Raw genomic sequence first — 21,634 nt, forward strand, 5'->3', positions numbered from 1 at the left:
GGGAAATCCTTGCCGGGCGGAGTGATCGGGCCTGGGCAACTCTTGCCGGGTCAAGGCTGCCGGGTCCTCGATGCCGCGAGGAAAATCCGGGCACCAAGGTTGCAATCGTGAGTTGAGGGGAGGAGGTGCGCGATGAACATTATCGATAACACCATGCAATTGCTCCATCGGAATATGGATCTGCGGAGCGCCAGGCAGCGGGTGATCTCCTCCAACCTTGCCAACGAGGAAACGCCCGGCTATCGCGCGTCGGATCTGCAGTTTGTCGAACAATTACAGGCGGCCCACAAGGGACGCTTTCCGCTGACATTGGCGGTCACGCAGGGCCAGCATATCGGTCCGCATGGCGCGCAGGGGTATCAGACCGTGACGGGAAAATTGGCGGAAGTGCCTGCCGGGGATCTGCCCTTGGACGCCAACTCCGTCAATCTGGAACTGGAGATGGCCAAGCTGTCCGACAACGCCATGCAATACAACGCCGCCGCGAGCATTACGGCGATGCGGTTTCACCAATTGCTGAGTGCCATTCGGGATGCCCGGTAAGCCGGGAGTAGAGATGAGGAGGACCGACCATGGACATGACTGATTCGATGGCGATTTCGGTGTCGGGGCTTGACGCGCAGCGGCGCCGCTTGAATGTCATCGCGAGCAATCTGGCCAACGCGCAATCCACTAGAACTGCCAGCGGAGGGCCGTATAAACGCCGCGATGTGGTCTTTCGCTCGACCGCCGTGCCGAGTGCGTTTCAGAAGGCGTTCCGGCAGGTGGCGATCGGCCAGGCGGCGCATGCGCTGGAAGGCGTGTCCGTGTCGCGCGTGGTGGAGGACCCGAAGCCGGGACAGATGATCTACGATCCGCACCATCCGGACGCCGATCCCAAAGGGTTTGTGCGGCTGCCGAACGTCAATGTCATGGAGGAAATGGTGAACATGATCGGCGCGTCACGGGCCTATGAAGCCAACGTGCAAGCCATCAATGCCACCCGCGCCATGTGGAACAAGGCGCTAGAAATTGGACGATAACCAATGATGGTATTGTTCCGTGTCGTAATGAGCAATGTTCCATGTGGAACATTGCCTGAGAGTGTGGGAGGTAAGCCATGACGCCAATTCAGGGAATCTCTCCAGCCATTCAACCGATCTCTGACAAGATCGTCAGCCCGGGGCAGGGCGACTCCGGCGCGTCCGGCACCTTTGTGGATTCGCTGAAGTCGGCCATCGGCAAAGCCAACGACGTGCAGTTGCAGGCCAATCAGGCCGTCGATGCCCTCATGACCGGGCAAACCCAGGATCTCCATCGGACGATGGTGGCCTTGCAGCAAGCCGATGCCTCGTTTCAGCTGATGATGCAGATCCGCAATAAACTGGTGGGCGCCTACGAAGAAATTCAGCGGATGCAGATTTAACCGCCGATGGCGGCATGAACAAGGTAAACACCCAGCATGTTTTCGAAATTCTCGATCAATCAACGCCTGATCATTCTTGTCGCGCTGGCCGGATCCGTGGCCGGGCTGATCGCCCTGGCGCTCTGGACGCAGCAGCCGGATATGCAAGTGCTCTTCACGAACGTGAACAGTGAAGACGCGGCGGCCATCATCGACAAGTTGAAAGAAGCGAAAACGCCGTACGAAACAACCGGCGGCGGCGCGACGATTCTCGTGCCCTCGGCCCAGGTGCATGAGTTGCGGCTGCAGCTCGCCACGCAAGGCATTCCGCGGGGAGGCGGCGTCGGGTATGAGATTTTCGACCGCACCTCCATCGGCATGTCGGACTTCGTGCAAAAGCTGAATTACCGGCGCGCGTTGCAGGGGGAGCTGGCCCGGACGATCGCGCAGATGCCGGAAGTCGAGCGGGCGCGCGTGCACCTGGCCATTCCCGAGCGGCGGCTCTTTGCCAACGAGCAGGATCGTGCCCGGGCGTCGGTTGTCGTGTCGTTGCGCAATAGTCTGACCTTGTCCAAATCCCAAGTGCAGGGCGTCGTCCATCTGGTGGCCAGCAGTGTGGAGGGGCTTCAGGCGCGCGATGTCACTGTTGTGGACGGACACGGACTGTTGCTGTCCTCCACGGCTGCGGATGAAACGGTGGGCTTGAGCAGCACGCAGCTGGAATATCAGCACACGGTCGAAAAGGACATCGAGACCAGAGTGCAAAGCATGCTCGAGCGGATTGTCGGTGTGAACAAGGCCGTGGTCCGCGTCTCCGGCCTGATCGATTTTCGCAAAGTCGAAACGACGGAAGAGCGCTACGATCCGAACGGGCAGGTGGTGCGCAGCGAACAGCGCGGCCAGGAAAAGTCGAGCGGCGTGAACGGTGTGTCTGGCGGGGTGCCCGGTGTCCAGTCGAATGTGCCGCCGGGTTCCGATCTGGAAGCCGCTCAAACCAGTTCCAATGCCACGCAAACCAAGAATGAGACCGTCAATTATGAAATCAGCCGGACCGTGTCCCGCATCGTGGAACCGGTCGGCGCGATCAAGAAGCTCTCTGTCGCCGTGCTGGTCGATGGCACCTACGAGACACCGAAAGCGGCGGACGGAGAGGCGGCGGTGGATGCCGTGAAAAAATACATTCCGCGATCGGAAGAAGATTTGAAGCGCATCGAAGAGATTGTCAAAAAAGCCATGGGCTATTCCGCCGAGCGGCAGGATCAAGTGCAGGTCGTGAACGTCCAGTTCGGATTCGGCCCAGAAGAACCGGCTGTCTCGACGGTCGAAGCCATCGCCGACGGACCCAAGCCGTGGATTCCCTATCTCCGCTATGGCGTGGGCGGCCTGTTGTTCCTCCTGATTCTCTTCTTCGTGGTCCGTCCGCTGATTGCCATGCTGGGGCCCACCGCGGAGGAGAAAGGGCCGTCAAACGAGGCGGGAACACCGACCCTTCCGGCTCCGGTCAGCGCGGTCGAAGCCTCGCTCGAAGCGGGCGTGTCACGCGCGCAGGTGGTCGATATGGCCAAGCGGAGCCCTGAGAACACCGCGGTGGTCGTCAAGCAGTGGCTGAAGGGGAATGCGTAGCAATGGCGGCAGCACCCAAGCAAATGGCAGGTGAGCAGAAGGCCGCGATTCTGCTGCGCGCGATCGGAGAGGAAGCGGCGGCGCAAGTCCTCAAGCAGCTGGATCCCAAGGAGATCAAGAAGCTTGGGAACTACATGAATGGGACGGCTAAAATTACCAAGGAAGAAGAAGAATTGGTGATTTCCGAATTCCAAGCCGCCAGCGCGGTCGGTGAAGTGCAGTTCAAAGGCAATGAATACATCAAGAATATCCTGATCAAAGCCCTGGGTCCGGAGAAAGCCAAGGCCATCATCGAGTCGATGAGCCGCAAAACCTACCCCGGACTCGAAGCCCTCAAATGGGTCGATGTGAAAACCATCGTGCAAATGGTGAAGACCGAACATCCGCAGACGATCGCGGTGATTTTTGCCCATCTGGAAAGCGAACAGGCGAGCCAGGTGCTGGCGCAGTTGCCGGAATTTCTGCGCGGCGACGTCGCGCTGCGTTTGGCCACGATGGAAGATGTGCAGCCGGACGTGTTGGAGGAACTCAGTAATACACTTCAAGAAACGCTGCTGGCCAGCACCGGCATGCGGGCCCAGACGCTTGGTGGAGCTGAAGTGATGGCCGACATCATGACGCGGCTCGATAAAAACACGGAAGGCACCATCATGGCGAAGATCGCGGAACGGAGCCAGCCGCTGGCGGATGCCATCCGAGCGTTGATGTTCGTGTTCGACGACTTGATCAAGCTGGACGATCGCGGCATGCAGGAGCTGATGAAGGAAATCAGCAAGGACGATCTCCCGCTGGCTTTGCGCGGCGCCGATCTCACCATCCAGGATAAGTTTTTCAAGAATATGTCCTCCCGTGCGGCAGAAATGCTCAAGGAAGACATGGAGTCCAAAGGTCCGGTCAGGATTACCGATGTGGAGCGCGCCCAGCAAAACATTCTCAAGGTATGCCGCAAGCTGGAGGAGGAAGGCCGTATTATCGTGGCGGGAGCCGGGGAGGAAATGCTCTAGATGGAGACCGGCACGACGACGCCTGCCGCCCTTGCGGCGGCCGCATTCTCGAGCGGCAAGCGGATGCAGGGGTCCATCCTTGTGGTCGATGATGATGAGAGCATCCGGCATCTGTTTTTGGAGCTCTTTCAGTCTGAAGGCGTGGCGATTCGCGTCGCCGGGTCTGGGCAGGAAGCCCTTGCGCTGCTGAAGCAGGCCTCGCCTTCGCTGGTGATGGTGGATGTCACACTGCCCGACCAGGACGGGATCAGTCTGCTGGAGCAGGCGCAGCAGCACGACCGGCGGATTATCGGGGTCGTGATGACCGGGGCGCCGAGCATCGAATTGGCCGTGCGGGCGATGAAAGCCGGGGCCACCGATTTTCTCATGAAGCCGGTCCAGAACGATGTGGTCTTGCTCACGGCTCGCCGGCTGCTCGAACTCTATCGGTTGCGGCTGGAAAATACGGTGCTGAAACATGCCGTCGTTCGCGCCGGCGGGTTGCATGTGCAGAACATGGTACTGCAAACCTTCGGGGAGGATGGCGCGTCCCGCGGGCAAGACGGTCTCACAGAGTATGAGCGGGGCGTGGCTGAAGGGGAACGGCAGGCGCTGGCCCGGGATGAAGCGCGGCGCCAGCAGGACCGCGCCACGGTCGCTCAGGATCGCGCGCTGCTCGCGAACGCCGTTCAGGCATTCAATCAGGCGTTGAATGGGTTGCAGCAGACGGTGGAGCACGACGTGGTGAGCCTGGCCTTTCACGTGGCGACCAAAGTCTTGCGTGAGAACGCGGCCCAGAGCAAAGAGCAAATCGTCGGCCAGGCTAAAACGGCGCTGGCCACACTGCGGGAGTCCACCAAGGTTACGCTTCAAGCCCATCCCGCCGATGCGGCGCTGCTGGACTCCGTGCGGGCCGAACTCAGTCAGATGGGGGATGTGACGGTGACGCTCCATGTGGAGCCGGATCCTTCTCTGTCGCGCGGCAGTTGCATCCTGCACACGGAGAACCGGGTGGTCGATGCGTCGCTCGATACGCAGCTCATGCGGCTCGGAGAAGCGCTCAGAGCAAGAGGACAGCATGTCGCTCGGTGATCTGCTCGACCAGGTCGATCCGTTATCCGTGACCGGCCGGGTCGCGCAGGTTATTGGACTTGTCATCGAGGGCTGTAGTGCGGCTTTTCGAGCCAGAGGGCATTATGTCGTTTAGCGATTTGCTCGACCAGGTCGATCCCCTCGCTGTCACAGGGCGCGTCGCCCAGGCTGTTGGACTGGTCATCGAAGGCTATGGTGCCAGATCGACCGTGGGAGATATTTGCCATATTACGCGTGAGGATGGGCGAGGGGTGATTCCCGCCGAAGTCGTCGGGTTTCGGGCCGATCGTGTCCTGCTCATGCCGCTGGGAGAGATGCAGGGGATCGGGCCCTCCAGCCGCATCGCGCCGACAGGGCAGGCGGCGCGCCTTCCGGTCGGACCCGCTCTCCTGGGGCGGGTGCTCAATGGTCTCGGGGAACCGATCGATGGCAAAGGGCCGATCGTGGCCGAGGCGCAGTATCCGCTTCATGCCAGCCCTCCGAATCCCTTGTCGCGCAGCCGCATCGCGACCCCTCTCGATCTGGGTGTGCGGGCCATTAACGCCTGCCTGACCTGTGGACGGGGACAGAAGGTCGGCATCTTTGCCGGATCGGGAGTCGGCAAGAGCGTGTTGCTCGGCATGATCAGCCGCTATACCCAGGCGGATGTCAATGTCATTGCGTTGATCGGCGAACGGGGCCGTGAAGTGAACGAGTTTCTCGAGCGCGATCTCGGACCTGCGGCGCTGCAGCGTTCGGTTGTGATCGTTGCGACATCGGACCAGCCTCCGCTGGTTCGCCTGCGCGCCTCGCTGGTGGCGACCAGTATTGCGGAATACTTCCGCGATCAGGGCAAGCAGGTGCTGCTGCTGATGGATTCCTTGACCCGCCTGGCCTATAGCCAGCGGGAAGTGGGCTTGGCGATCGGCGAACCGCCGACCACCAAGGGCTATACGCCGTCGGTGTTCGCCATGCTGCCGAAGCTGCTGGAGCGGGTGGGGACTGGGCCTGGAACCGGCACGATTACGGGGCTGTATACCGTCCTGGTTGACGGCGACGATCTGTCCGATCCGATTGCGGATACCGTCCGGTCCATTCTCGACGGCCACATTGTTCTCTCGCGCACCCTTGCGGCGCAGAATCATTTTCCGGCGATCGATGTGCTCCAAAGCACGAGCCGCGTCATGCGGGACATCGTCAGCCGGGAGCAGGAATCCGCCGCCCGCCAGATGGTCGAACTCATTGCGCGATACCGGCAATCGGAAGACCTCATTCTCTTGGGGGCCTATAAGCAAGGGATGAATGCGATGCTCGATCGTGCCGTGCGCGCGCAGGAGGCGATCAACGCCTTTCTGCGGCAGCCGGTCGATCAGCCGGCCGACTTCGCGGCCTCACGCCAGGATTTGCTGGCATTGGCGAAACAGACCACATGAGCTTGACGTCGCTGCAACAGTATCGGACACAAGTGGAGGATCAGCTGAAGATGGAGCTGGCGCAGGTGGCGCAGGCTCTCATGCAGGCAGAGCAGTCCTGCGAGCGTCTGGCCCAGGAGCAGGGGGTGCAGGAAGAGCGCTACCGGCAAGAGATGCGGGAGGGCATGCAGATCGAGCAGCTGCTGCAATGGCAATCGCGGTTCGAAGCGCATGCCGCCGCATCGGAACAGGCCCGGCGAACCGTGGCGCACTGGCGCCAGCAATGGGAAGACGTGCAGGTGAGATTGGTGGCGGCCCGGCAGGACCGCCAGACGCTGGAGCGGCTGGCGGAACGTTACCGGGAGGCCGCTCAGACGGAGGAGCGCCGCCGTGAGCAGCATGCGACGGACGACGCCGCCCATTATCATGGGGCTTCCAAGGGAGAATTGTAGCCATGACTCGCCGGAGTCTCGATTGCAGTCCTGATCGCATCACCCTTCGTCATGCCACCCGTCAGGGCGCGGGAGTGGGCCGGTCCCACACCCGTTCCGATCGCCGCCGGCATCTGTGGACGCTGATGGGCGGTGTGGCAGGATCGCTGATCTTGTTCTGGGTCATGGTACAGCTTGGGCCAGCCTCCTCCGACGCGCAAACGACGGCCTCTACAAGTGCCACCTCGATGTCCATGTCTGCCACTGGGGCATCGCCGGATGGAGCGGGCGAGAAGAAGGAGAATGCCGCTGATCTGCCCTCTGCGGCCCCTGTTACGCAGGGCCCTGCCATCGACACGCCACGAGAGCTGATCGAGATGATGGACTTGCGGAAGAAAGATCTGGACCGCCGTGAGCAGGCGGTCCGGCAAGAAGAGGCGCGGCTGCTCGCGCTGAAAGCTGAAGTGGAGGCTGTGCTGGCGAGAAGCGAGGCCATGCAAAAGCGGTTGGAAGAGGCACAGGAAAAGTCCAAAAAACAGGCGGATGCACAAAAGGCCCAGCAGGAGCAAGTGCTGGCCGATCGCAAAGCGGCCGCGGCCAAACAGTCGCAAGAGCAAAAGGTTCAGAGTCAGGCGCAACTCGCCAAGATGTATGAATCGATGCCGGCCGAAGATGCCGCCGCCCGGCTGGAACAGATGCCGGAACGGAAGGCCATTGAAATGTTGCGCCTCGTGAAAGGCAAAACCGCCGGCGCCATTCTCGCGCAAATGAAAGCCGAGCGGGCCGCCAAATTGACCGAACAATTGTTAGCTCCTGCCCCGTAATTCTCGATTGTCTCACTAACAGGATGCTGAAAAAGTCCGCCAGCGGCGTTCTCGCGGCGCTCAGAGGCTCTCCGTACGTTCGTCAGTACGCGTCGCCTCTTCGCTGGCTGCGGCCTTGCTGGACGGCCTTTTTGATCATCCTGCGATTGCTCCGGGCTGCTCCCATGCTTGATTCATTCATCGATGCTGACGGCTCTGCGCGATTATTTTCGCAACCTGCTAGATCGTTCTTGCCTACTGCCCCAGCATTTCTTTCCGCTCTGGCTGTTCTCCCGCAACTGTTCTCGTGAAAATGCCGCATTTATTGGGGTTTTGCGATTGCCATGTTTTGGCACGAGGCTTGAAATCTCCCTTGGCGAGCCACCCGAGTGCTGATGGGGGGCTAAAGGAGATTATGGATTTTTCGGCGATCCCCACAATCACTGCTCCCGCTCCCGTGACCCCCGGTGCGGGAACGCCGGCCCGTCAGGGATCCGGGGAGAAGTTTGTGGCCTCGGGCCTACCAGAGAAACCCTTTTCATCCGTTCTCCGTTCTGTTTCAGGCCGTCAGCGTGAGATGCGGCACGAGCGATCAGAGGAGCCAGCGCGCAACCAGCCGAACCAGGATTCAGATTCTTCTCCAAGAACCACATCCTCGGATGACCGCCATGCGGAATCGAAGCCATCTGTGAAACCACGTCAGATGCGCGAGTCTGAGCCGTCCTCAAAGTCGGAAGAATCCGTCACGCAGGAGCAGACTGAGACGCAGGATCAGGCCAGCGCCTCTGACCAACCTGAGGCACCGGATCATTCAACGAAGCCGGATCAGGCGGTTGAGTCGAAACAGGCCGGCGACTCCGATCAGGCGGGAGAGCAAGAGGTTGCGGCCAAGACCGGCACGGAATCGTCCGGCATGCCAGATGCGACGATGCAAGCGGTGTTGCTGGCACTGGCCAGTGCGCCAGTTTCAGAGCCGGCTCCAACAGCGGTTCCAGACGTGATGGGGCAGGGGATGGGATCAGGCCAGGAGGATGCCCATTCGATACCGCTGGAGGGAACCCCCTCTTCACACGCTTCCGTTGTTGGCGCAGCCGTGTCACAAGCGGCTTCTGATGGAGCCAAACCGGCGGCATCACATGACGAATCTTCACCTGCCTCTTCGAGCATAGCCGGCATGGCCTCACTGGAAGAACCGGCGCCCGTTCCAGGTATGCAGACGATGTCTGTGATGGCGTCTGACGAGCCGGTTGCGGCACAAGCGAGCCCTGTCGCCAGGCAGACTCCTGCCAAGGATGCCAAGTCATCAGATGCACAGCCGCTTGTCTCGGCCGTGCCGGTTGCCGTGCCGCCGACGGGGTCTGTGGCCGTACCCACGGCTGTGCCGCAGGCAGAGGCGCAGCCAGCGAGTCTCGAATCGCTTCAGCTCCCAGTCCATGAACAGGACGAGGTTCGTCAAACAGGTCAGGCGCGCCCTGAGTCTTTGCCGGAACAGCCGCAACCGAAGAAACTCTCGGCTTCCGATGAGCCGACGGTGACAGCGGCCGCGTGGCAGTCATTTTCAGAAGAACACCGGACGCAGAATGGCTCTGATCTCTCGGAGCAGGAACGCCGTGATCGTCAGAGCGAGAATGTGTTCCCGGCAAGTGCCGGGGCGGCGCCTGGCCAGGCACCAGCCCAGGCGAGCTTTGCCGGAGTGGCGGCAGGTGTTGCGGACTCCAGAACGGTCCTGACCGGCCAGCCGGCTTCCCCTGCTCATCAGGCGTCCCAGCCGGCCATGTCCCAGTCGGTGCAGGCGACCGATTGGATGCCGGCAGAGGGCCCGAACCATACCCGATCGGTGGTCCTGGAAGTGGCCCAAGCCGATTTGGGCCGGGTGAATATTCGGGTGGCGATGAATCAAGACACGGTTCATGCCTACTTCACATCAGACCGTGCCGAGGTCGGCCAGTTTTTGGCCAACGGTCAGGAGAAGCTGCAAGCCGCGCTTCAGAATGCTGGATTGGACATGGGGCAATTTCGAGTCGATATCGACCGGCAGAGCGCGGGCCGTTCGTTCCAGCAACAGACCCCGCAGGGACAGAACCAGTGGGATGGGGCCTATCGACAGGGCGGCTCTCAAGGACAGGGTTCTGACGCCGCTCTTGCAAGCACACATCATCGGCCGGGGATCTTGAATCTCGTGGCGTAGCAGAAAGAGGACTATCACCATGGCAACCGTTACATCACCAACCGTCCAAACGACAGCCGCAGGTGCTACTCCGAAGCTCGCCGATATTACCGGCGCCAATCAAATGGGGAAAGATGATTTCCTCAAGTTGCTGGTGACGCAGTTGAAGAATCAGGATCCGCTGAAGCCGATGGACAATACTGAATTTGTCACGCAGCTGGCCCAATTCAGCCAATTGGATCAGAGCACGCAGCAGGTGAAGCTGCTCGAGCAGAGCATCACGAATCAAAATGATGCCATGCAGTATGCGTTGCTGCCGATGATCGGCCGTCAGGTGCAAGTTGAAGGCGCATTGATTCAGCTTGGGACCGGACCAGCGCCGATGACCTATGCGCTGGATCGCGATGCGGCCTCTGTCCGCGCGGCAATTCTGGATCAGAACAATAAGGTGATTCGGACCCTCGACCTCGGGACGCAAGGGGCCGGAAAGCAACAAGCGCAGTGGGACGGACGTAATCAAAGTGGGGCACTGATGCAACCGGGAGTCTATCAGTATCAGATTGTTGCAAAAGATACTAAAGGCGCGGCGGTACAGGTGGCCACCGCATCGACTCTCACAGTAACGGGGATTCGGAGCACCAATGGCCAGACGCAATTGGTGGCAGGCGACCAGGTGATCGATCGCAAGGCTATTGTGGAGCTTCAGTAACATACGAGCGAGTAAGCAGACACACACAGAAGGAGGGTTGTATCCATGGGTATCTTATCGTCTCTCTTTGCCGGCGTCAGCGGCTTGAATGCCAACGGGACGGCCTTGTCGGTCATCGGGAACAATATCGCGAACCTCAGTACGGTGGGGTTCAAGGGGAGCCGCGCCACTTTTGCAGACCTGATCAGCTCCTCGATCTCGGGCGGATCAGGAGCCGTCCAGACCGGTATCGGCGTGGCGCTGACCTCTGTGCAAGGCGATTTCACCCAAGGATCTTTGGCGACATCCTCAAATACGTTGGATCTGGCCATCGACGGCAACGGATTTTTCATCATGCACGACTCTCAAAACGCGACATTCTATGGTCGAAACGGACTCTTTCGGTTGAATAAAGACAGTGTCGTCGTGGATCCGACAGGATTCAAGCTGCAAGGGTACTTAGCAGATACGGCCGGCACGATTACCGGTAATATCGGGGATATCGCGTTGCCGACGACGACGGCGGCGCCGAATGCGACGGCGGCTGCGTTTGTCGCGGCTAACTTGAATTCCGGGACCGCGGTGACGGGGGTGGAAGCCAGTCTGGTGGGGAGCGCGGCCTCTGTGACAACGACGGCAGCGGGAAACAACTCGTTCACCATCAACTTGAATGGAGATGGTGCGCGAACTATTACCGTGGCGAACGGATTGACTGGGTCAGCCTTGGCCAGTGCGATTCAAAATGCCGTGCGGGGATTAACGGCCACAAATCCCTATCTCCAGGCCGCCTATGATGGATTTCAAGCCACGGTGAGTCCGAGCAATATCTTTACCTTCCGATCGGGTATTTCCGGCACGACCAACGATGTGACCACCAATACGAGTACGGTAGTCGCGGCAGCCAATGGGGCGGATACTTTGTTTGCCAATCTCAATATGGCGGCAGCCACGTCAACGACGGGTACGGATTTCAGTATTGCTGATCCAGTCGGCACCTCGAATTTTTCGACGTCCATGACCATCTATGACAGTTTAGGCAACGATCATTTGCTGACGACCTATTTTACGAAGGTGGGGTCCAATACGTGGAATTATAATGTTGTGGCAACGACGGCCGACGTGAATACGGCCAATTATAATTCAGCCAATATAGATTCGACGTTGGGCATTGTGCGAATCGGCGCCGGGACGCTGACTTTCGGGACGGACGGGACCTTGCAGAGAGAAAGCCCGATGATGCGATTCGATACGGGAACGGCGGCTGGGGCGCTTGGATCGACGCCAGGTCAGCTTCAAGTTGACTTTAACGGCGCGACACCGGATCAGCTCATTACCTACAATTTTGGGTCCAGCGTGATCACGGATGGCGGGAGCGGTCTGGATGGCACCACCCAGTTTGGTTCGACGTCCTCGCTGGTGCAGCAAACACAAGATGGCTATGCGGCGGGATCGCTCCAGGCCTTTAGTGTGGATGCAAATGGCGTCATCAGCGGGCGGTTTTCCAACGGACAGTTGCGGGCCCTCGCGCAAGTCGTCCTGGCCCGTTTCCCTGACCCGATCGGTTTGACCAGAACGGGCAAAAATACCTTTGCCGAATCGGGGAATTCCGGTCAGCCGGTCACCGGTGCGCCGGATAGTGCCGGATTGGGCCGGGTGCTCTCGAACTCCTTGGAATTGTCCAATGTGGACCTGGGCCAAAGTTTCATCGATATGATTGCCGCGCAGCGCGGATTCCAGGCCAATTCCCGTGTCATCACGACATCGGATGAGATTTTGCAAGAATTGGTGAATCTGAAGCGGTAACGATTTCGCGGTTATCCTGGGCGGTCACGTCTGACGTGACCGCCCAGGCCATGCCAGCCTGATTTCCAGGCCGGCCAGATTCTCCTCCTTATCCGACCACTGCTCCTATCCAGATCTCCGTCAGAATTCTGACGCTGTCAAGCACACGGCTGCCCATGGGCTCCTCTTAGTGGGGAGGGCGCCACAGTATCTAGAAAAGGCCTGTATCTGGCGTAGGAATTCGCATGCCTGCAGCGGCGTCCTTTCCCGTGTTCAATTGGCATATGCATTGCACAAGTCCCACTAACTGATCGTTCATGCGTGAGGAGGGTCCTATGGCAGAAGCAGCGATAGATGAAAAATCCCCTATTTCGGCAGCCCCTCCGGCTTTTCCGATCAAGCTCTTGATCATTATTGTGGCGGCCGCGCTGGTTGTTGGGGTCGGTGGGGCATTTGTCGTGATTAAGATGATGGGCGGACATAGCGGAGGCGGGGAGACGGCCAGTGCGCATGCGCCTGAGGCGCCGGCCAAGGCGGAAGGTCATGGCGACACCGCGAAAGGTACCGGTGCCGCATCGCCCGGGGTCATCTTCGAGACAGAACCCTTTATCGTCAATCTTGCCGATGCGCCGGATATCCGCTACCTGAAGCTAACGGTGAAGCTGGAGGTCGAAAACGAGTCGGTGTCGGCCAATCTGTCCGGCCGTATTCCACAATTGAGAGACACGATTCTTGTCCTGCTGTCCAGTAAGGATTCCGCCAGCATCCGCACGCCGCAAGGCAAGTTTCAGCTGCGGGATGAAATCACCCAGCGGGTCAATGCCTTGCTGCCGAAGCCCGGCGTGAAGACCGTCTACTTTACCGATTTCGTGGTGCAATAGCGGCGTTGTATGGAAAAGATCCTTTCCCAAGATGAAATCGATGCGCTGCTGAAAGGCGTCGTCTCCGGAGAAGTCGATACGGACCCGAAGGTTGAAGCGGGTTCAGATGGGGCCGGTGACGGGGTCAAGCAGTACGATCTGCAAAATCAAGAGCGGATCATTCGTGGGCGCATGCCGACGTTGGAGATGATCAACGACCGGTTTATCCGGCGTCAATCGGCTTCTTGGACCGGGGTGTTGCGGGAACCGATCGATTTTCTCGTCGTGGGCACACAGGTCATCAAATTCGGCGAGTTTCTCAAACGGGTTCCGATGCCCTCGTCGCTCAATGTGTTTCACATGGCGCCTTTGAGAGGGAACGGCCTCTTCGTCATGGATGCGTTCCTCGTCTATCTGCTGGTGGATTACTTCTTCGGCGGAAAGGGCCAGACCCACGTCAAGCCGGAAGGGCGAGATTTTACCGCCGTCCAAGTGCGGATGATCAAGAAGCTCATGCTCCTGGCGTTGAGCGATCTGGAAAAATCCTGGCAGGCGATCCTCCCCGTCAAAATCGATTACGTCCGTTCGGAGAGCAATCCGCAGTTTGCCATGGTCGTGACGGCGTCGGAAGTCGTGATTGTGGTGACCTTGCAAGTGATTATCGGTGAGACCACTCGTGATCTGTTTGTCGTCTACCCCTACGCGATGCTCGAGCCGATCAAGGAAAAACTGTATTCGGGGCTTGTTTCCGATCAGTTGGAGCAGGACGGCGCGTGGAACAACCGGTTCCGCGAGATGATCCATGAGTGTGAATTGCCCATCGCCGTGCGCTTGGGCACGACGACGGTGACCGTCCAGGATGTGCTGAACTTTTCGCCGGGGGACGTCGTGATGCTGGATCAGCGCCCCGGCGATCCGCTCGAATGCTTTATCGAAGACTATGTGAAGTTCGAGGGCAGCCCGGGTGTGTTTCGCGGCAATCATGCCTGCCGGGTGACCAAGGTGCTGAATTAATCTGATCTAGCAGGGGAGACGACACATGGCCGACACAGATGGAGCCCAGACGACCAATACGGCAGGTGCCGCCGGTGCCACGCCGGCATCGTTCCCGCCCGTCACCAACACGGCGACAGCGGAACCGCCGAAGAATATCGATTTCATCCTCGATATTCCGATGAAGGTGACCGTCTATGTCGGATCGACCAAGATGGCCATCCGGGATTTGCTCCAGCTCGCGCAGGGCTCGGTGATCGAGCTCGACAAGCTGGCGGGCGAGCCGATGGAAGTGATGGTGAACAATAAGCTGGTGGCCAAAGGCGAAGTCGTGGTCGTGAACGAGAAATTCGGCATCCGCCTGACCGACGTGGTGAGTGCCGCTGAACGTGTGAAACAGCTTGCCTAAGCCGAGACAAGGAGCGCGCACCGGTGATCGATCTATGGGACAGTCTGGCCAGAACCGTCTCCGCCCTCGCCGTCGTCCTGCTCCTGATGGGGCTGGTGGCCTGGGGGGCGCGCCGCATGGTGGGTGCCAGGGGCGGGGTGCCGGGCGCCACGCCGCTCGTGCAGGTCGTGGCCAATACCTATCTGGCGCCAAGGAAGTCGATCGCGCTGGTGTCGGTTGCCGGAGAATACCTGATTGTCGGCATGACGGCCACCGACCTCGTCCCGCTGGGGCGCATTGACGATCAGCAGAAGGTGCAGACCTTTCTGGACGAGTCCGCCCGAAGCGGTTCCGTGTCACTTGTGGCTCCTTCCGCAACGGGCCCCGCCGCCTGGTTGCAACAGCTTTCCGACAGCCTCCGGCAGACAAAGAAAGGCGGCCATGACGACTAACCGCATGCCGGACGCGTGGCGCCTTGACTGGCGGAGCTGTCTTCGCATGATCGGGCTCCTCCTTTCCCTCGGTCTATTGATTGCGGCGCTGGCTCCGGAGCCGGCTTTGGCGGCAGGGCCGTCGGTCAGCATCGATTTGGGAACCGACTCGCCCAAGCAGACGGCCGTCGTCATTCAAATCCTCATTCTCCTGACCGTCCTTTCCCTGGCGCCGGCCTTCTTCATCATGGTGACGTCCTTTACCCGCATCGTCATTGTGCTCTCTTTTCTGCGGCAAGCGCTGGGCACCCAGGCCGTTCCGCCGAACCAGGTGTTGCTGGCGCTCGCCCTCTTTCTCACGATGTTCATCATGGCGCCGGTCGGGGAGCGGGTGTATGCCGATGCCTTGCAGCCGCTCCTCGCGGAGCAAATCTCCTATGAAGACGCCTGGAAGAAGGGCATGGAGCCGGTGCGCGGATTTATGCTGCGGCAATTGCGCGACAAGGATTTGGAGCTGTTCATCAATTTAAGCAAGATCCCGAAGCCGGAGTCGGTGGAGCAGGTGCCCACGCATGTCGTCATTCCGGCGTTTATTCTGAGCGAGCTGCGCATCTCCTTTCAAATCGGCTTCCTGATCTACATTCCGTTCCTGATCGTGGACATGGTCGTCGCCAGCATTCTGATGTCGATGGGCATGATGCTGCTGCCGCCGGTGGTCATTTCTCTTCCGTTCAAATTGATTCTCTTTGTGCTGGCCGACGGCTGGTATTTAGTGGTGGGTTCGATGGTAAGGAGCTTCCAGTAATCCTATGACTCCAGAAATGGTGACCGAATTGGGACGGCAGGCCTTGGAGACGACGCTGCTTGTGTCCGCGCCGATCTTGGGCCTGAGTTTGATCGTCGGCTTGGCGGTCAGCGCCTTTCAAGCCATGACGCAATTGAATGAGGCGACGCTCAGTTTCGTGCCGAAAATCCTGACGCTTTTCGGCGCCATTCTGGTGTTCATGCCCTGGATGCTCGGCGTGCTGACCTCGTTCATGAGCGATTTGCTGATCAGCATTCCGAATTACGCCCATTAAGGCGGGACTATGGGACTCACTCAGACGATTCATATTCTGCTGCCGGAGTTCCAGTCCTTCCTGGTGCTGGTCTCCCGGATCGGCGGTCTGCTGGCGGCGCTCCCGGTGTTTGGCGGCCGGACGGTTCCGATGAAGGTCAAACTGGCCTTGATCCTCGTGCTGGGCGTGGTGCTGTCCCCGGTGATTCATGTGCCTCCGGCCATTTCGCCCGATCCGATGTTTCTGGCCGCCGGACTGGTGAGTGAGCTGCTGATCGGGCTGACGATCGGGTTGGCCGTGCGCCTGTTTTTCGGCTCGCTGGAATTGGTGGGGGAAATCGTGGGGACGCAAATGGGCTTTGGCGCGGTGCATCTCTTCGATCCGACCACCTCGCAGCAAGCCCCGATGGTGGGGCAGTTCTATACCATGCTGGCGTCGCTGGTCTTTCTGTCGCTCAATGCGCACATGCTGATCATTGCCACGATCATTCACAGCTACGAGGCCATTCCGGCGTTCGGCGCAAAGCTGTCCGCGACCGTGGGCGAGGAGATCCTGCTGCTTTCCCAGCAGATGTTTACCATCGGGTTGAAGCTGGCGGCGCCGGTGCTGATCACCATTCTTTTGATCAATGTGCTGCTGGCCCTGCTCGGGCGGGCGGTGCCCCAGGTCAATGTCTTTGTCTTGAGCTTTCCCATCACCATTGCGGGCGGGCTGGCGGTGCTGGCGATCGGGATGCCGTTTACCGTCGAGATGCTCGCGACACAGATCGAGCAGCTTCAGCTGACCATCGAAGCCTTGATGCGGAGCCTCGGCCATGGCTGATGACGACAGCAATAAAACAGAGCAGGCGACACCGAAACGCAAAGAGGAGGCGCGCCGCCAAGGCCAAATCGCGATCAGCCGCGATGTGGGGACGGCCGCCGTGCTGTTGGGCGGCGTGGGGTTTTTGGCGGCGATGACGCCCTTCGGTGTCCGGCAGCTCACGGAAGTGACGCGCCAAGGGCTGGCCATGTCGTTTGAACCCGCGGCCCTGCGCTCGCTGACGGTCGATCAGGTGCACACCATTCTGGTCCAGATGGGCACAACCCTGTTGTCGTTCGTGCTTCCGCTCCTGGGTGTCATTGTCCTGTTGGGTGTCGGGGCGTCTCTGGCGCAGACGGGATGGATGTGGCGGCCTAACGCCATCCAGCTCGACTTCTCACGGCTCAGTCCGCTCAAAGGGCTCTCGAAGCTCGCCTCGTTCCGATCGGTCATGGAACTGGTCAAGGGGCTGCTCAAGATTGCGATTATCACCGGTGTGGCGATGCTGACCGCCCGCCACGATCTGGTCGTGCTGCCGGCCCTGATTGATTACGATCTGGGGACCGCCATGCATATGGCCGGGAAACTGGTGTTCAAGGTCGCGATCGGTGTGACCGGCGCCCTGGCGGCTCTCGCGGGGCTGGATTACCTCTACCAGCGCTATGAATGGGAACGCAGCCTGCGGATGACGAAACAGGAAATCAAAGAAGAGCATAAGGCGTCGGAAGGCGATCCGCTCATTCGCGGGCGTGTGCGGGCGGCGCAGCGGGACTTGTCCAAGAAGCGGATGATGGCGGCGGTGAAGACCGCCGATGTGGTGGTCACCAACCCGACGCACTTGGCCGTGGCGATTAAGTATGACAGTACGAAGATGGCCGCGCCCTTCGTGGTGGCCAAGGGCGCCGGGTTTGTCGCCGAACGGATTCGTGAACTGGCGCGGCACCATGGCGTGCCCGTGATCGAAAACAAGCCGGTCGCCCGCACCCTGTACAAGCTCGTGGATATCGGCAAGGAAATTCCCGGGAACCTCTATCGCGCCGTGGCCGAAATTCTGGCCTTTGTCTATCGCGCGAAGGGTGTCTCGCCGGGCCAGCTCTAAGAAAAAGGAATATCGCGTATGGCCGCTGCCGTGGAACCCGTTCAACCCGCGCCGTTGCTCAAGCATCCGGACATTATCATGTCGGTCGGGGTGGTGGCCATCCTGATGGTCATGCTGCTGCCGCTGCCGCGGTTCCTGCTCGACCTGCTGCTGAGTTTCGATATCACCGTGTCGGTGATCGTGCTGCTCGTAGGCTTGCAAGTCCGGCGGCCGATCGAATTTTCCGTATTTCCGTCCGTGCTGCTGATGGTGACGCTCCTGCGCCTCTCGCTCAATATCGCGTCGACCCGGCTGATTCTGCTGCATGGCAACGAAGGGGCGGCGGCAGCCGGTGAAGTGATCCGGGCGTTCGGTAATTTCGTGGTGGGCGGGAACTATACGGTCGGCCTGGTGGTGTTCGCGATTCTGGTCATTATCAACTTCGTTGTCGTGACGAAGGGCGCCGGCCGTGTGGCGGAAGTTGCCGCGCGGTTTACCTTGGACGCCATGCCCGGCAAGCAAATGAGCATCGACGCCGATCTCAATGCGGGTGTGATCAACGAAGCGGAGGCCCGGCGCCGCCGGAAAGAAATCGCCGAAGAGGCCGACTTTTATGGTGCCATGGACGGTGCCAGCAAATTCGTGCGCGGCGATGCGGTGGCCGCGGTCATTATCGTGCTGGTGAACATCATCGGCGGATTGACGATCGGCATTCTTCAGCAAGGGATGAGTCCGGCCTTGGCGGCGCAAACCTATACGCTCCTGACGGTGGGTGAAGGCCTGGTGGCGCAGATTCCGGCCCTCATTGTCTCGACCGCGGCCGGCTTTGTGGTCACGCGCGCGGCGGCCGACACCGATTTGGGCGGTGAAATGACCCGCCAGGTGCTGATGTCGCCGAAAGCCGTCGGCAGCGCGGGCGGCATTCTGCTGGCCCTCGGTTTTGTGCCGGGGTTGCCGCATGTGGCCTTTCTGCTCCTGGGCGGCGGCGTCACCTGGCTGGCCTATCATCTGCATCAGCGCGCCCAGGCTCCGGCGGAAGCGGCTCCGGCGCCCGTGACCGCGAAAACCGAAGAGCCTGTGACGCAGGTGACGCCGCTGGATCTGATGGAAGTGCAGGTCGGCTACGGCTTGATCAGCCTGGTGGAAGGGACGCAGGGCAATGCGCTGCTGGATCGCATCAAGGGCTTGCGGCGGCAGTTTGCCGAATCGATGGGCTTCGTGGTGCCGCCCATTCATATTCGCGATAACCTGCAACTGCGTCCCAACGAATACGCGATTATGTTGAAGGGGGTCGAGGTGGCCAAGGCCGAGGTGTTGCCGGGCCATGTGCTGGCGATCGACCCAGGGACGGCGCAGCGGGGGATGGTGCAGGGGATTCCCACAAAGGAACCCGCATTCGGCTTGCCGGCCCTCTGGGTGACGGAAGAGGCGCGTGAGCAAGCGCAAATCGCTGGCTATACGGTCGTGGACCCCAGTTCGGCGATCACTACCCATCTCTCCGAAATCATTAAACGGCATGGTCATGAGCTGTTGGGGCGGCAGGAAGCGCAAGCCTTGCTGGACGAAGTCGGCAAGACCCACCCGAAACTCGTGGAGGAATTGATTCCGACCTTGGTCTCGCTGGGAACGGTGGTGAGGATTCTCGGGAATCTTCTGAAGGAAGGCATTCCGATACGGGACATGCGGTCGATTTTGGAAGCCGTCGCCGATCATGCGCATAGCACGAAGGATGCAGAGCTGCTGACGGAGATGGCGCGTCAATCGCTGGCTCGAACCATTACGAAGCAGTATCAATCCCCGGACGGGTCGCTGTCGGTGATTACGCTCGATCCGAGACTCGACCGCACGCTGGCCGAACAGGCCGCGGCCGTTCCGCAGGGCAGTCTGCTGAATCTGGACCCGGGTCTGTCGCACAAATTGTTGACCGCCTTGAAGCAATCGGCCGAGCGCGTGGCGTCGCGCGGGCAACAGCCGGTCGTGCTCTGTTCTCCGGCCGTGCGGAGGCATCTGCGGCGTCTGACCGACCGGCTGCTGCACTCGGTGCCGGTGCTTGGGATGAATGAAATCGATGCGCTGGTGCGCTTGCAGTCGGTCGATACGGTCCGGCTTGATTCGGAACTTCCTCAACCGTCGTGAGGTGATTTGTGAAGGTCAAAACATTTCATGCGCTCACCATGCAGGATGCCATCCGGTCGATTAAGGCCGAATTGGGACCGGATGCGGTGATTCTGTCGTCCAAGGAAGTGCGGCATGGCGGCCGGCTCATGAGCTATTTCAATAAGCCGGTGCTGGAAGTCATGGCGGCGGCCGAAGACGACCCCCTTCCCGCGCTGTCATCTTTTCAACCGCCTGAGTCCGCGCCCATTGCCAAGAAGCCGGAGCCCAAACCGGCGGAGCCGCCTGCGGTCAAAGTTCAGGCCCAGGCCCAGGCTCCCGCCCCAGTCCCGGAGCTCCAGCCTGTGGCCAAGGAAGCGTTTCGCGCCACCTTGCAGAGCTTGCTCGCTACGCCGCCGCCATCTCCTGCGCCTGTTCCGGCGTCCGTGTCCGTTGCGCGGCCGGTTCCTGAGTCCGTGCTCGGGGTCCGCCCTTCTTCCGAAGCAGAGCCGAGCGTCGGTCCTGTGGCGAGATCGAGCGCGGCGGTTGTGGCGCGTCCGGCCACGGCGGATCAACCGGTCCGGGCCTCGTCCTGGAAACAGGCGCGCGTTCAGGCCTTGCGCCGGGAACTGCGCGCGCTGAGCCAGCAGCTGTCCGCGTCATTGCCCGTGGAGGTGCAATCGCTGGGCGTCCACAAGAATCCCGAGATGGCCACGTTGTGCCGCAATCTGGTGATGCAGGGATTGCGGCCTTCGACGGCAGACCGCCTCGGCCATGAACTGGCCGCGGAAGGGAAGCCGGAGGCGCGGCAATCGCTGGAAGAGCAGCAGGCGGCGCTGGCGGCGCTGATTGCAAAGGATATCCGTGTCAGCGGGCCCTTGCTCGCCGGAGCGGGCGATCGGGCGATCGCGATCATGATGGGAACGAGCGGGGTTGGAAAGACAACCTCTCTCACGAAGCTGGCCGCCCATTATCGCTTGGAAGAAAAGAAGTCGGTCGCCATCATTACGTTCGATACCTATCGTCCGGCCTCCGTCGAGCATGTCCGGATGTATGCCAAGGTGCTGGGAATCCCCTTCGCGTCGGCGACGTCGGCCAAACAGGCGGCCGAGGGCGTGCGGCGACAGGCGCACACCGATGTCGTGCTGATCGACACGGCCGGATTCGGCGAGAGCGATGTGGCCCTCGTCCACGACTTGCACCGGGCGCTGCGGGATGAGCCGGAAGTGCAAACCCATCTCGTGCTGTCCGCCGCCACGCGGGAACAGGACCTGCAACGGCAATTGGCCAAGGTGAACGATTTGCCCTTGCTCCGGTTGTTGTTCACCAAACTCGATGAAACGGAGGCGTTCGGCGCGCTCTACGATCTGGCCTACCACGCGGGCATTCCCTTGTCCTACTGGAGCGCCGGACAGCGGGTGCCGGAGGATCTCGAAATGGCGTCGCCGCAACGGCTGGCGGAATTTCTGATCCGCCGGCGCTATCGTGTGGCGGAGCCGCCCTCGGTGGATGAAGACCAGGTCACGCTGCTCTCGTCCACCACCATGGATTCCGATATGACCAGGCTTGTCAAAGGGTAGGAGGATC

Annotated in this window: 23 protein-coding genes; all 23 read left to right on the top strand. The window is 60.4% G+C overall.

Annotated elements, in window-relative coordinates; all coding sequences use genetic code 11:
* Nucleotides 1–132 precede the first annotated feature (132 nt).
* On the top strand, nt 133–543 hold the full coding sequence (flgB, locus tag RI101_05340) for a flagellar basal body rod protein FlgB (GenBank protein MEC4889465.1): 411 nt from the start codon (nt 133–135) through the stop codon (nt 541–543).
* Between the two features lie 29 nt (nt 544–572).
* On the top strand, nt 573–1,022 hold the full coding sequence (gene flgC / locus RI101_05345) for a flagellar basal body rod protein FlgC (GenBank protein MEC4889466.1): 450 nt from the start codon (nt 573–575) through the stop codon (nt 1,020–1,022).
* Nucleotides 1,023–1,099: 77 nt separating this feature from the next.
* Nucleotides 1,100–1,405, top strand: a complete 306-nt coding sequence (gene fliE, locus RI101_05350; GenBank protein MEC4889467.1) for a flagellar hook-basal body complex protein FliE — start codon at nt 1,100–1,102, stop codon at nt 1,403–1,405.
* A gap of 36 nt (nt 1,406–1,441) precedes the next feature.
* Nucleotides 1,442–3,007, top strand: a complete 1,566-nt coding sequence (gene fliF, locus RI101_05355) for a flagellar basal-body MS-ring/collar protein FliF (GenBank protein MEC4889468.1) — start codon at nt 1,442–1,444, stop codon at nt 3,005–3,007.
* A gap of 2 nt (nt 3,008–3,009) precedes the next feature.
* Entirely contained in the window at nt 3,010–4,011 is a 1,002-nt protein-coding gene (gene fliG, locus RI101_05360) for a flagellar motor switch protein FliG (GenBank protein ID MEC4889469.1), read from the top strand.
* Nucleotides 4,012–5,082 (top strand): F0F1 ATP synthase subunit delta, encoded by a 1,071-nt coding sequence (locus RI101_05365; GenBank protein MEC4889470.1) that lies wholly within the window; start codon nt 4,012–4,014, stop codon nt 5,080–5,082.
* Nucleotides 5,069–5,197: a hypothetical protein gene (locus RI101_05370; GenBank protein MEC4889471.1), complete on the top strand. Its 129-nt coding sequence runs from the start codon at nt 5,069–5,071 to the stop codon at nt 5,195–5,197. The genes RI101_05365 and RI101_05370 overlap by 14 nt, the downstream gene beginning before the upstream one ends.
* Nucleotides 5,187–6,494 (top strand): FliI/YscN family ATPase, encoded by a 1,308-nt coding sequence (locus RI101_05375; GenBank protein MEC4889472.1) that lies wholly within the window; start codon nt 5,187–5,189, stop codon nt 6,492–6,494. The genes RI101_05370 and RI101_05375 overlap by 11 nt, the downstream gene beginning before the upstream one ends.
* Complete coding sequence (gene fliJ / locus RI101_05380; GenBank protein ID MEC4889473.1) at nt 6,491–6,925, top strand: flagellar export protein FliJ; 435 nt, start codon at nt 6,491–6,493, stop codon at nt 6,923–6,925. Before RI101_05375 ends, fliJ begins: the two co-directional genes overlap by 4 nt.
* A gap of 2 nt (nt 6,926–6,927) precedes the next feature.
* On the top strand, nt 6,928–7,728 hold the full coding sequence (locus tag RI101_05385) for a hypothetical protein (protein MEC4889474.1): 801 nt from the start codon (nt 6,928–6,930) through the stop codon (nt 7,726–7,728).
* 667 nt (nt 7,729–8,395) lie between these two features.
* Nucleotides 8,396–9,895, top strand: a complete 1,500-nt coding sequence (locus RI101_05390; protein MEC4889475.1) for a flagellar hook-length control protein FliK — start codon at nt 8,396–8,398, stop codon at nt 9,893–9,895.
* Between the two features lie 19 nt (nt 9,896–9,914).
* Nucleotides 9,915–10,583 carry a flagellar hook assembly protein FlgD gene (locus RI101_05395; protein ID MEC4889476.1) on the top strand — a complete coding sequence of 223 codons (669 nt, stop codon included), beginning with the start codon at nt 9,915–9,917 and terminating at the stop codon, nt 10,581–10,583.
* Nucleotides 10,584–10,628: 45 nt separating this feature from the next.
* The gene (locus tag RI101_05400) at nt 10,629–12,365 is read left to right on the top strand and encodes a flagellar hook protein FlgE (protein ID MEC4889477.1); all 1,737 of its coding nucleotides are present in this window, start codon (nt 10,629–10,631) and stop codon (nt 12,363–12,365) included.
* Between the two features lie 314 nt (nt 12,366–12,679).
* Nucleotides 12,680–13,225, top strand: coding sequence for a flagellar basal body-associated FliL family protein (locus RI101_05405; protein ID MEC4889478.1), 546 nt, complete (start codon nt 12,680–12,682; stop codon nt 13,223–13,225).
* 9 nt (nt 13,226–13,234) lie between these two features.
* On the top strand, nt 13,235–14,218 hold the full coding sequence (gene fliM / locus RI101_05410) for a flagellar motor switch protein FliM (GenBank protein MEC4889479.1): 984 nt from the start codon (nt 13,235–13,237) through the stop codon (nt 14,216–14,218).
* A 25-nt stretch (nt 14,219–14,243) separates the two neighbouring features.
* Entirely contained in the window at nt 14,244–14,606 is a 363-nt protein-coding gene (gene fliN, locus RI101_05415; GenBank protein ID MEC4889480.1) for a flagellar motor switch protein FliN, read from the top strand.
* Nucleotides 14,607–14,629: 23 nt separating this feature from the next.
* On the top strand, nt 14,630–15,037 hold the full coding sequence (locus RI101_05420) for a flagellar biosynthetic protein FliO (GenBank protein ID MEC4889481.1): 408 nt from the start codon (nt 14,630–14,632) through the stop codon (nt 15,035–15,037).
* Entirely contained in the window at nt 15,027–15,821 is a 795-nt protein-coding gene (gene fliP / locus RI101_05425; GenBank protein MEC4889482.1) for a flagellar type III secretion system pore protein FliP, read from the top strand. The genes RI101_05420 and fliP overlap by 11 nt, the downstream gene beginning before the upstream one ends.
* A gap of 4 nt (nt 15,822–15,825) precedes the next feature.
* The gene (gene fliQ / locus RI101_05430) at nt 15,826–16,095 is read left to right on the top strand and encodes a flagellar biosynthesis protein FliQ (protein MEC4889483.1); all 270 of its coding nucleotides are present in this window, start codon (nt 15,826–15,828) and stop codon (nt 16,093–16,095) included.
* Nucleotides 16,096–16,104: 9 nt separating this feature from the next.
* Complete coding sequence (gene fliR / locus RI101_05435) at nt 16,105–16,896, top strand: flagellar biosynthetic protein FliR (GenBank protein MEC4889484.1); 792 nt, start codon at nt 16,105–16,107, stop codon at nt 16,894–16,896.
* The gene (gene flhB / locus RI101_05440) at nt 16,889–17,974 is read left to right on the top strand and encodes a flagellar biosynthesis protein FlhB (GenBank protein ID MEC4889485.1); all 1,086 of its coding nucleotides are present in this window, start codon (nt 16,889–16,891) and stop codon (nt 17,972–17,974) included. The genes fliR and flhB overlap by 8 nt, the downstream gene beginning before the upstream one ends.
* 18 nt (nt 17,975–17,992) lie before the next feature.
* Nucleotides 17,993–20,089, top strand: coding sequence for a flagellar biosynthesis protein FlhA (flhA, locus tag RI101_05445; GenBank protein MEC4889486.1), 2,097 nt, complete (start codon nt 17,993–17,995; stop codon nt 20,087–20,089).
* An 8-nt stretch (nt 20,090–20,097) separates the two neighbouring features.
* Nucleotides 20,098–21,627 (top strand): flagellar biosynthesis protein FlhF, encoded by a 1,530-nt coding sequence (gene flhF, locus RI101_05450; GenBank protein ID MEC4889487.1) that lies wholly within the window; start codon nt 20,098–20,100, stop codon nt 21,625–21,627.
* Nucleotides 21,628–21,634: the final 7 nt, after the last annotated feature.

The organism is Nitrospira sp., assembly GCA_035968315.1.
In the GTDB taxonomy this organism is placed as follows: domain Bacteria; phylum Nitrospirota; class Nitrospiria; order Nitrospirales; family Nitrospiraceae; genus Nitrospira_D.

Bases quoted from the DNA above. Each gene is read 5' to 3' on its own strand.
- flgB (MEC4889465.1), top strand. From the start codon at position 133: ATGAACATTATCGATAACACCATGCAATTGCTCCATCGGAATATGGAT.
- flgC (MEC4889466.1), top strand. From the start codon at position 573: ATGGACATGACTGATTCGATGGCGATTTCGGTGTCGGGGCTTGACGCG.
- fliE (MEC4889467.1), top strand. From the start codon at position 1,100: ATGACGCCAATTCAGGGAATCTCTCCAGCCATTCAACCGATCTCTGAC.
- fliF (MEC4889468.1), top strand. From the start codon at position 1,442: ATGTTTTCGAAATTCTCGATCAATCAACGCCTGATCATTCTTGTCGCG.
- fliG (MEC4889469.1), top strand. From the start codon at position 3,010: ATGGCGGCAGCACCCAAGCAAATGGCAGGTGAGCAGAAGGCCGCGATT.
- RI101_05365 (MEC4889470.1), top strand. From the start codon at position 4,012: ATGGAGACCGGCACGACGACGCCTGCCGCCCTTGCGGCGGCCGCATTC.
- RI101_05370 (MEC4889471.1), top strand. From the start codon at position 5,069: ATGTCGCTCGGTGATCTGCTCGACCAGGTCGATCCGTTATCCGTGACC.
- RI101_05375 (MEC4889472.1), top strand. From the start codon at position 5,187: ATGTCGTTTAGCGATTTGCTCGACCAGGTCGATCCCCTCGCTGTCACA.
- fliJ (MEC4889473.1), top strand. From the start codon at position 6,491: ATGAGCTTGACGTCGCTGCAACAGTATCGGACACAAGTGGAGGATCAG.
- RI101_05385 (MEC4889474.1), top strand. From the start codon at position 6,928: ATGACTCGCCGGAGTCTCGATTGCAGTCCTGATCGCATCACCCTTCGT.
- RI101_05395 (MEC4889476.1), top strand. From the start codon at position 9,915: ATGGCAACCGTTACATCACCAACCGTCCAAACGACAGCCGCAGGTGCT.
- RI101_05400 (MEC4889477.1), top strand. From the start codon at position 10,629: ATGGGTATCTTATCGTCTCTCTTTGCCGGCGTCAGCGGCTTGAATGCC.
- RI101_05405 (MEC4889478.1), top strand. From the start codon at position 12,680: ATGGCAGAAGCAGCGATAGATGAAAAATCCCCTATTTCGGCAGCCCCT.
- fliM (MEC4889479.1), top strand. From the start codon at position 13,235: ATGGAAAAGATCCTTTCCCAAGATGAAATCGATGCGCTGCTGAAAGGC.
- fliN (MEC4889480.1), top strand. From the start codon at position 14,244: ATGGCCGACACAGATGGAGCCCAGACGACCAATACGGCAGGTGCCGCC.
- fliP (MEC4889482.1), top strand. From the start codon at position 15,027: ATGACGACTAACCGCATGCCGGACGCGTGGCGCCTTGACTGGCGGAGC.
- fliQ (MEC4889483.1), top strand. From the start codon at position 15,826: ATGACTCCAGAAATGGTGACCGAATTGGGACGGCAGGCCTTGGAGACG.
- fliR (MEC4889484.1), top strand. From the start codon at position 16,105: ATGGGACTCACTCAGACGATTCATATTCTGCTGCCGGAGTTCCAGTCC.
- flhB (MEC4889485.1), top strand. From the start codon at position 16,889: ATGGCTGATGACGACAGCAATAAAACAGAGCAGGCGACACCGAAACGC.
- flhA (MEC4889486.1), top strand. From the start codon at position 17,993: ATGGCCGCTGCCGTGGAACCCGTTCAACCCGCGCCGTTGCTCAAGCAT.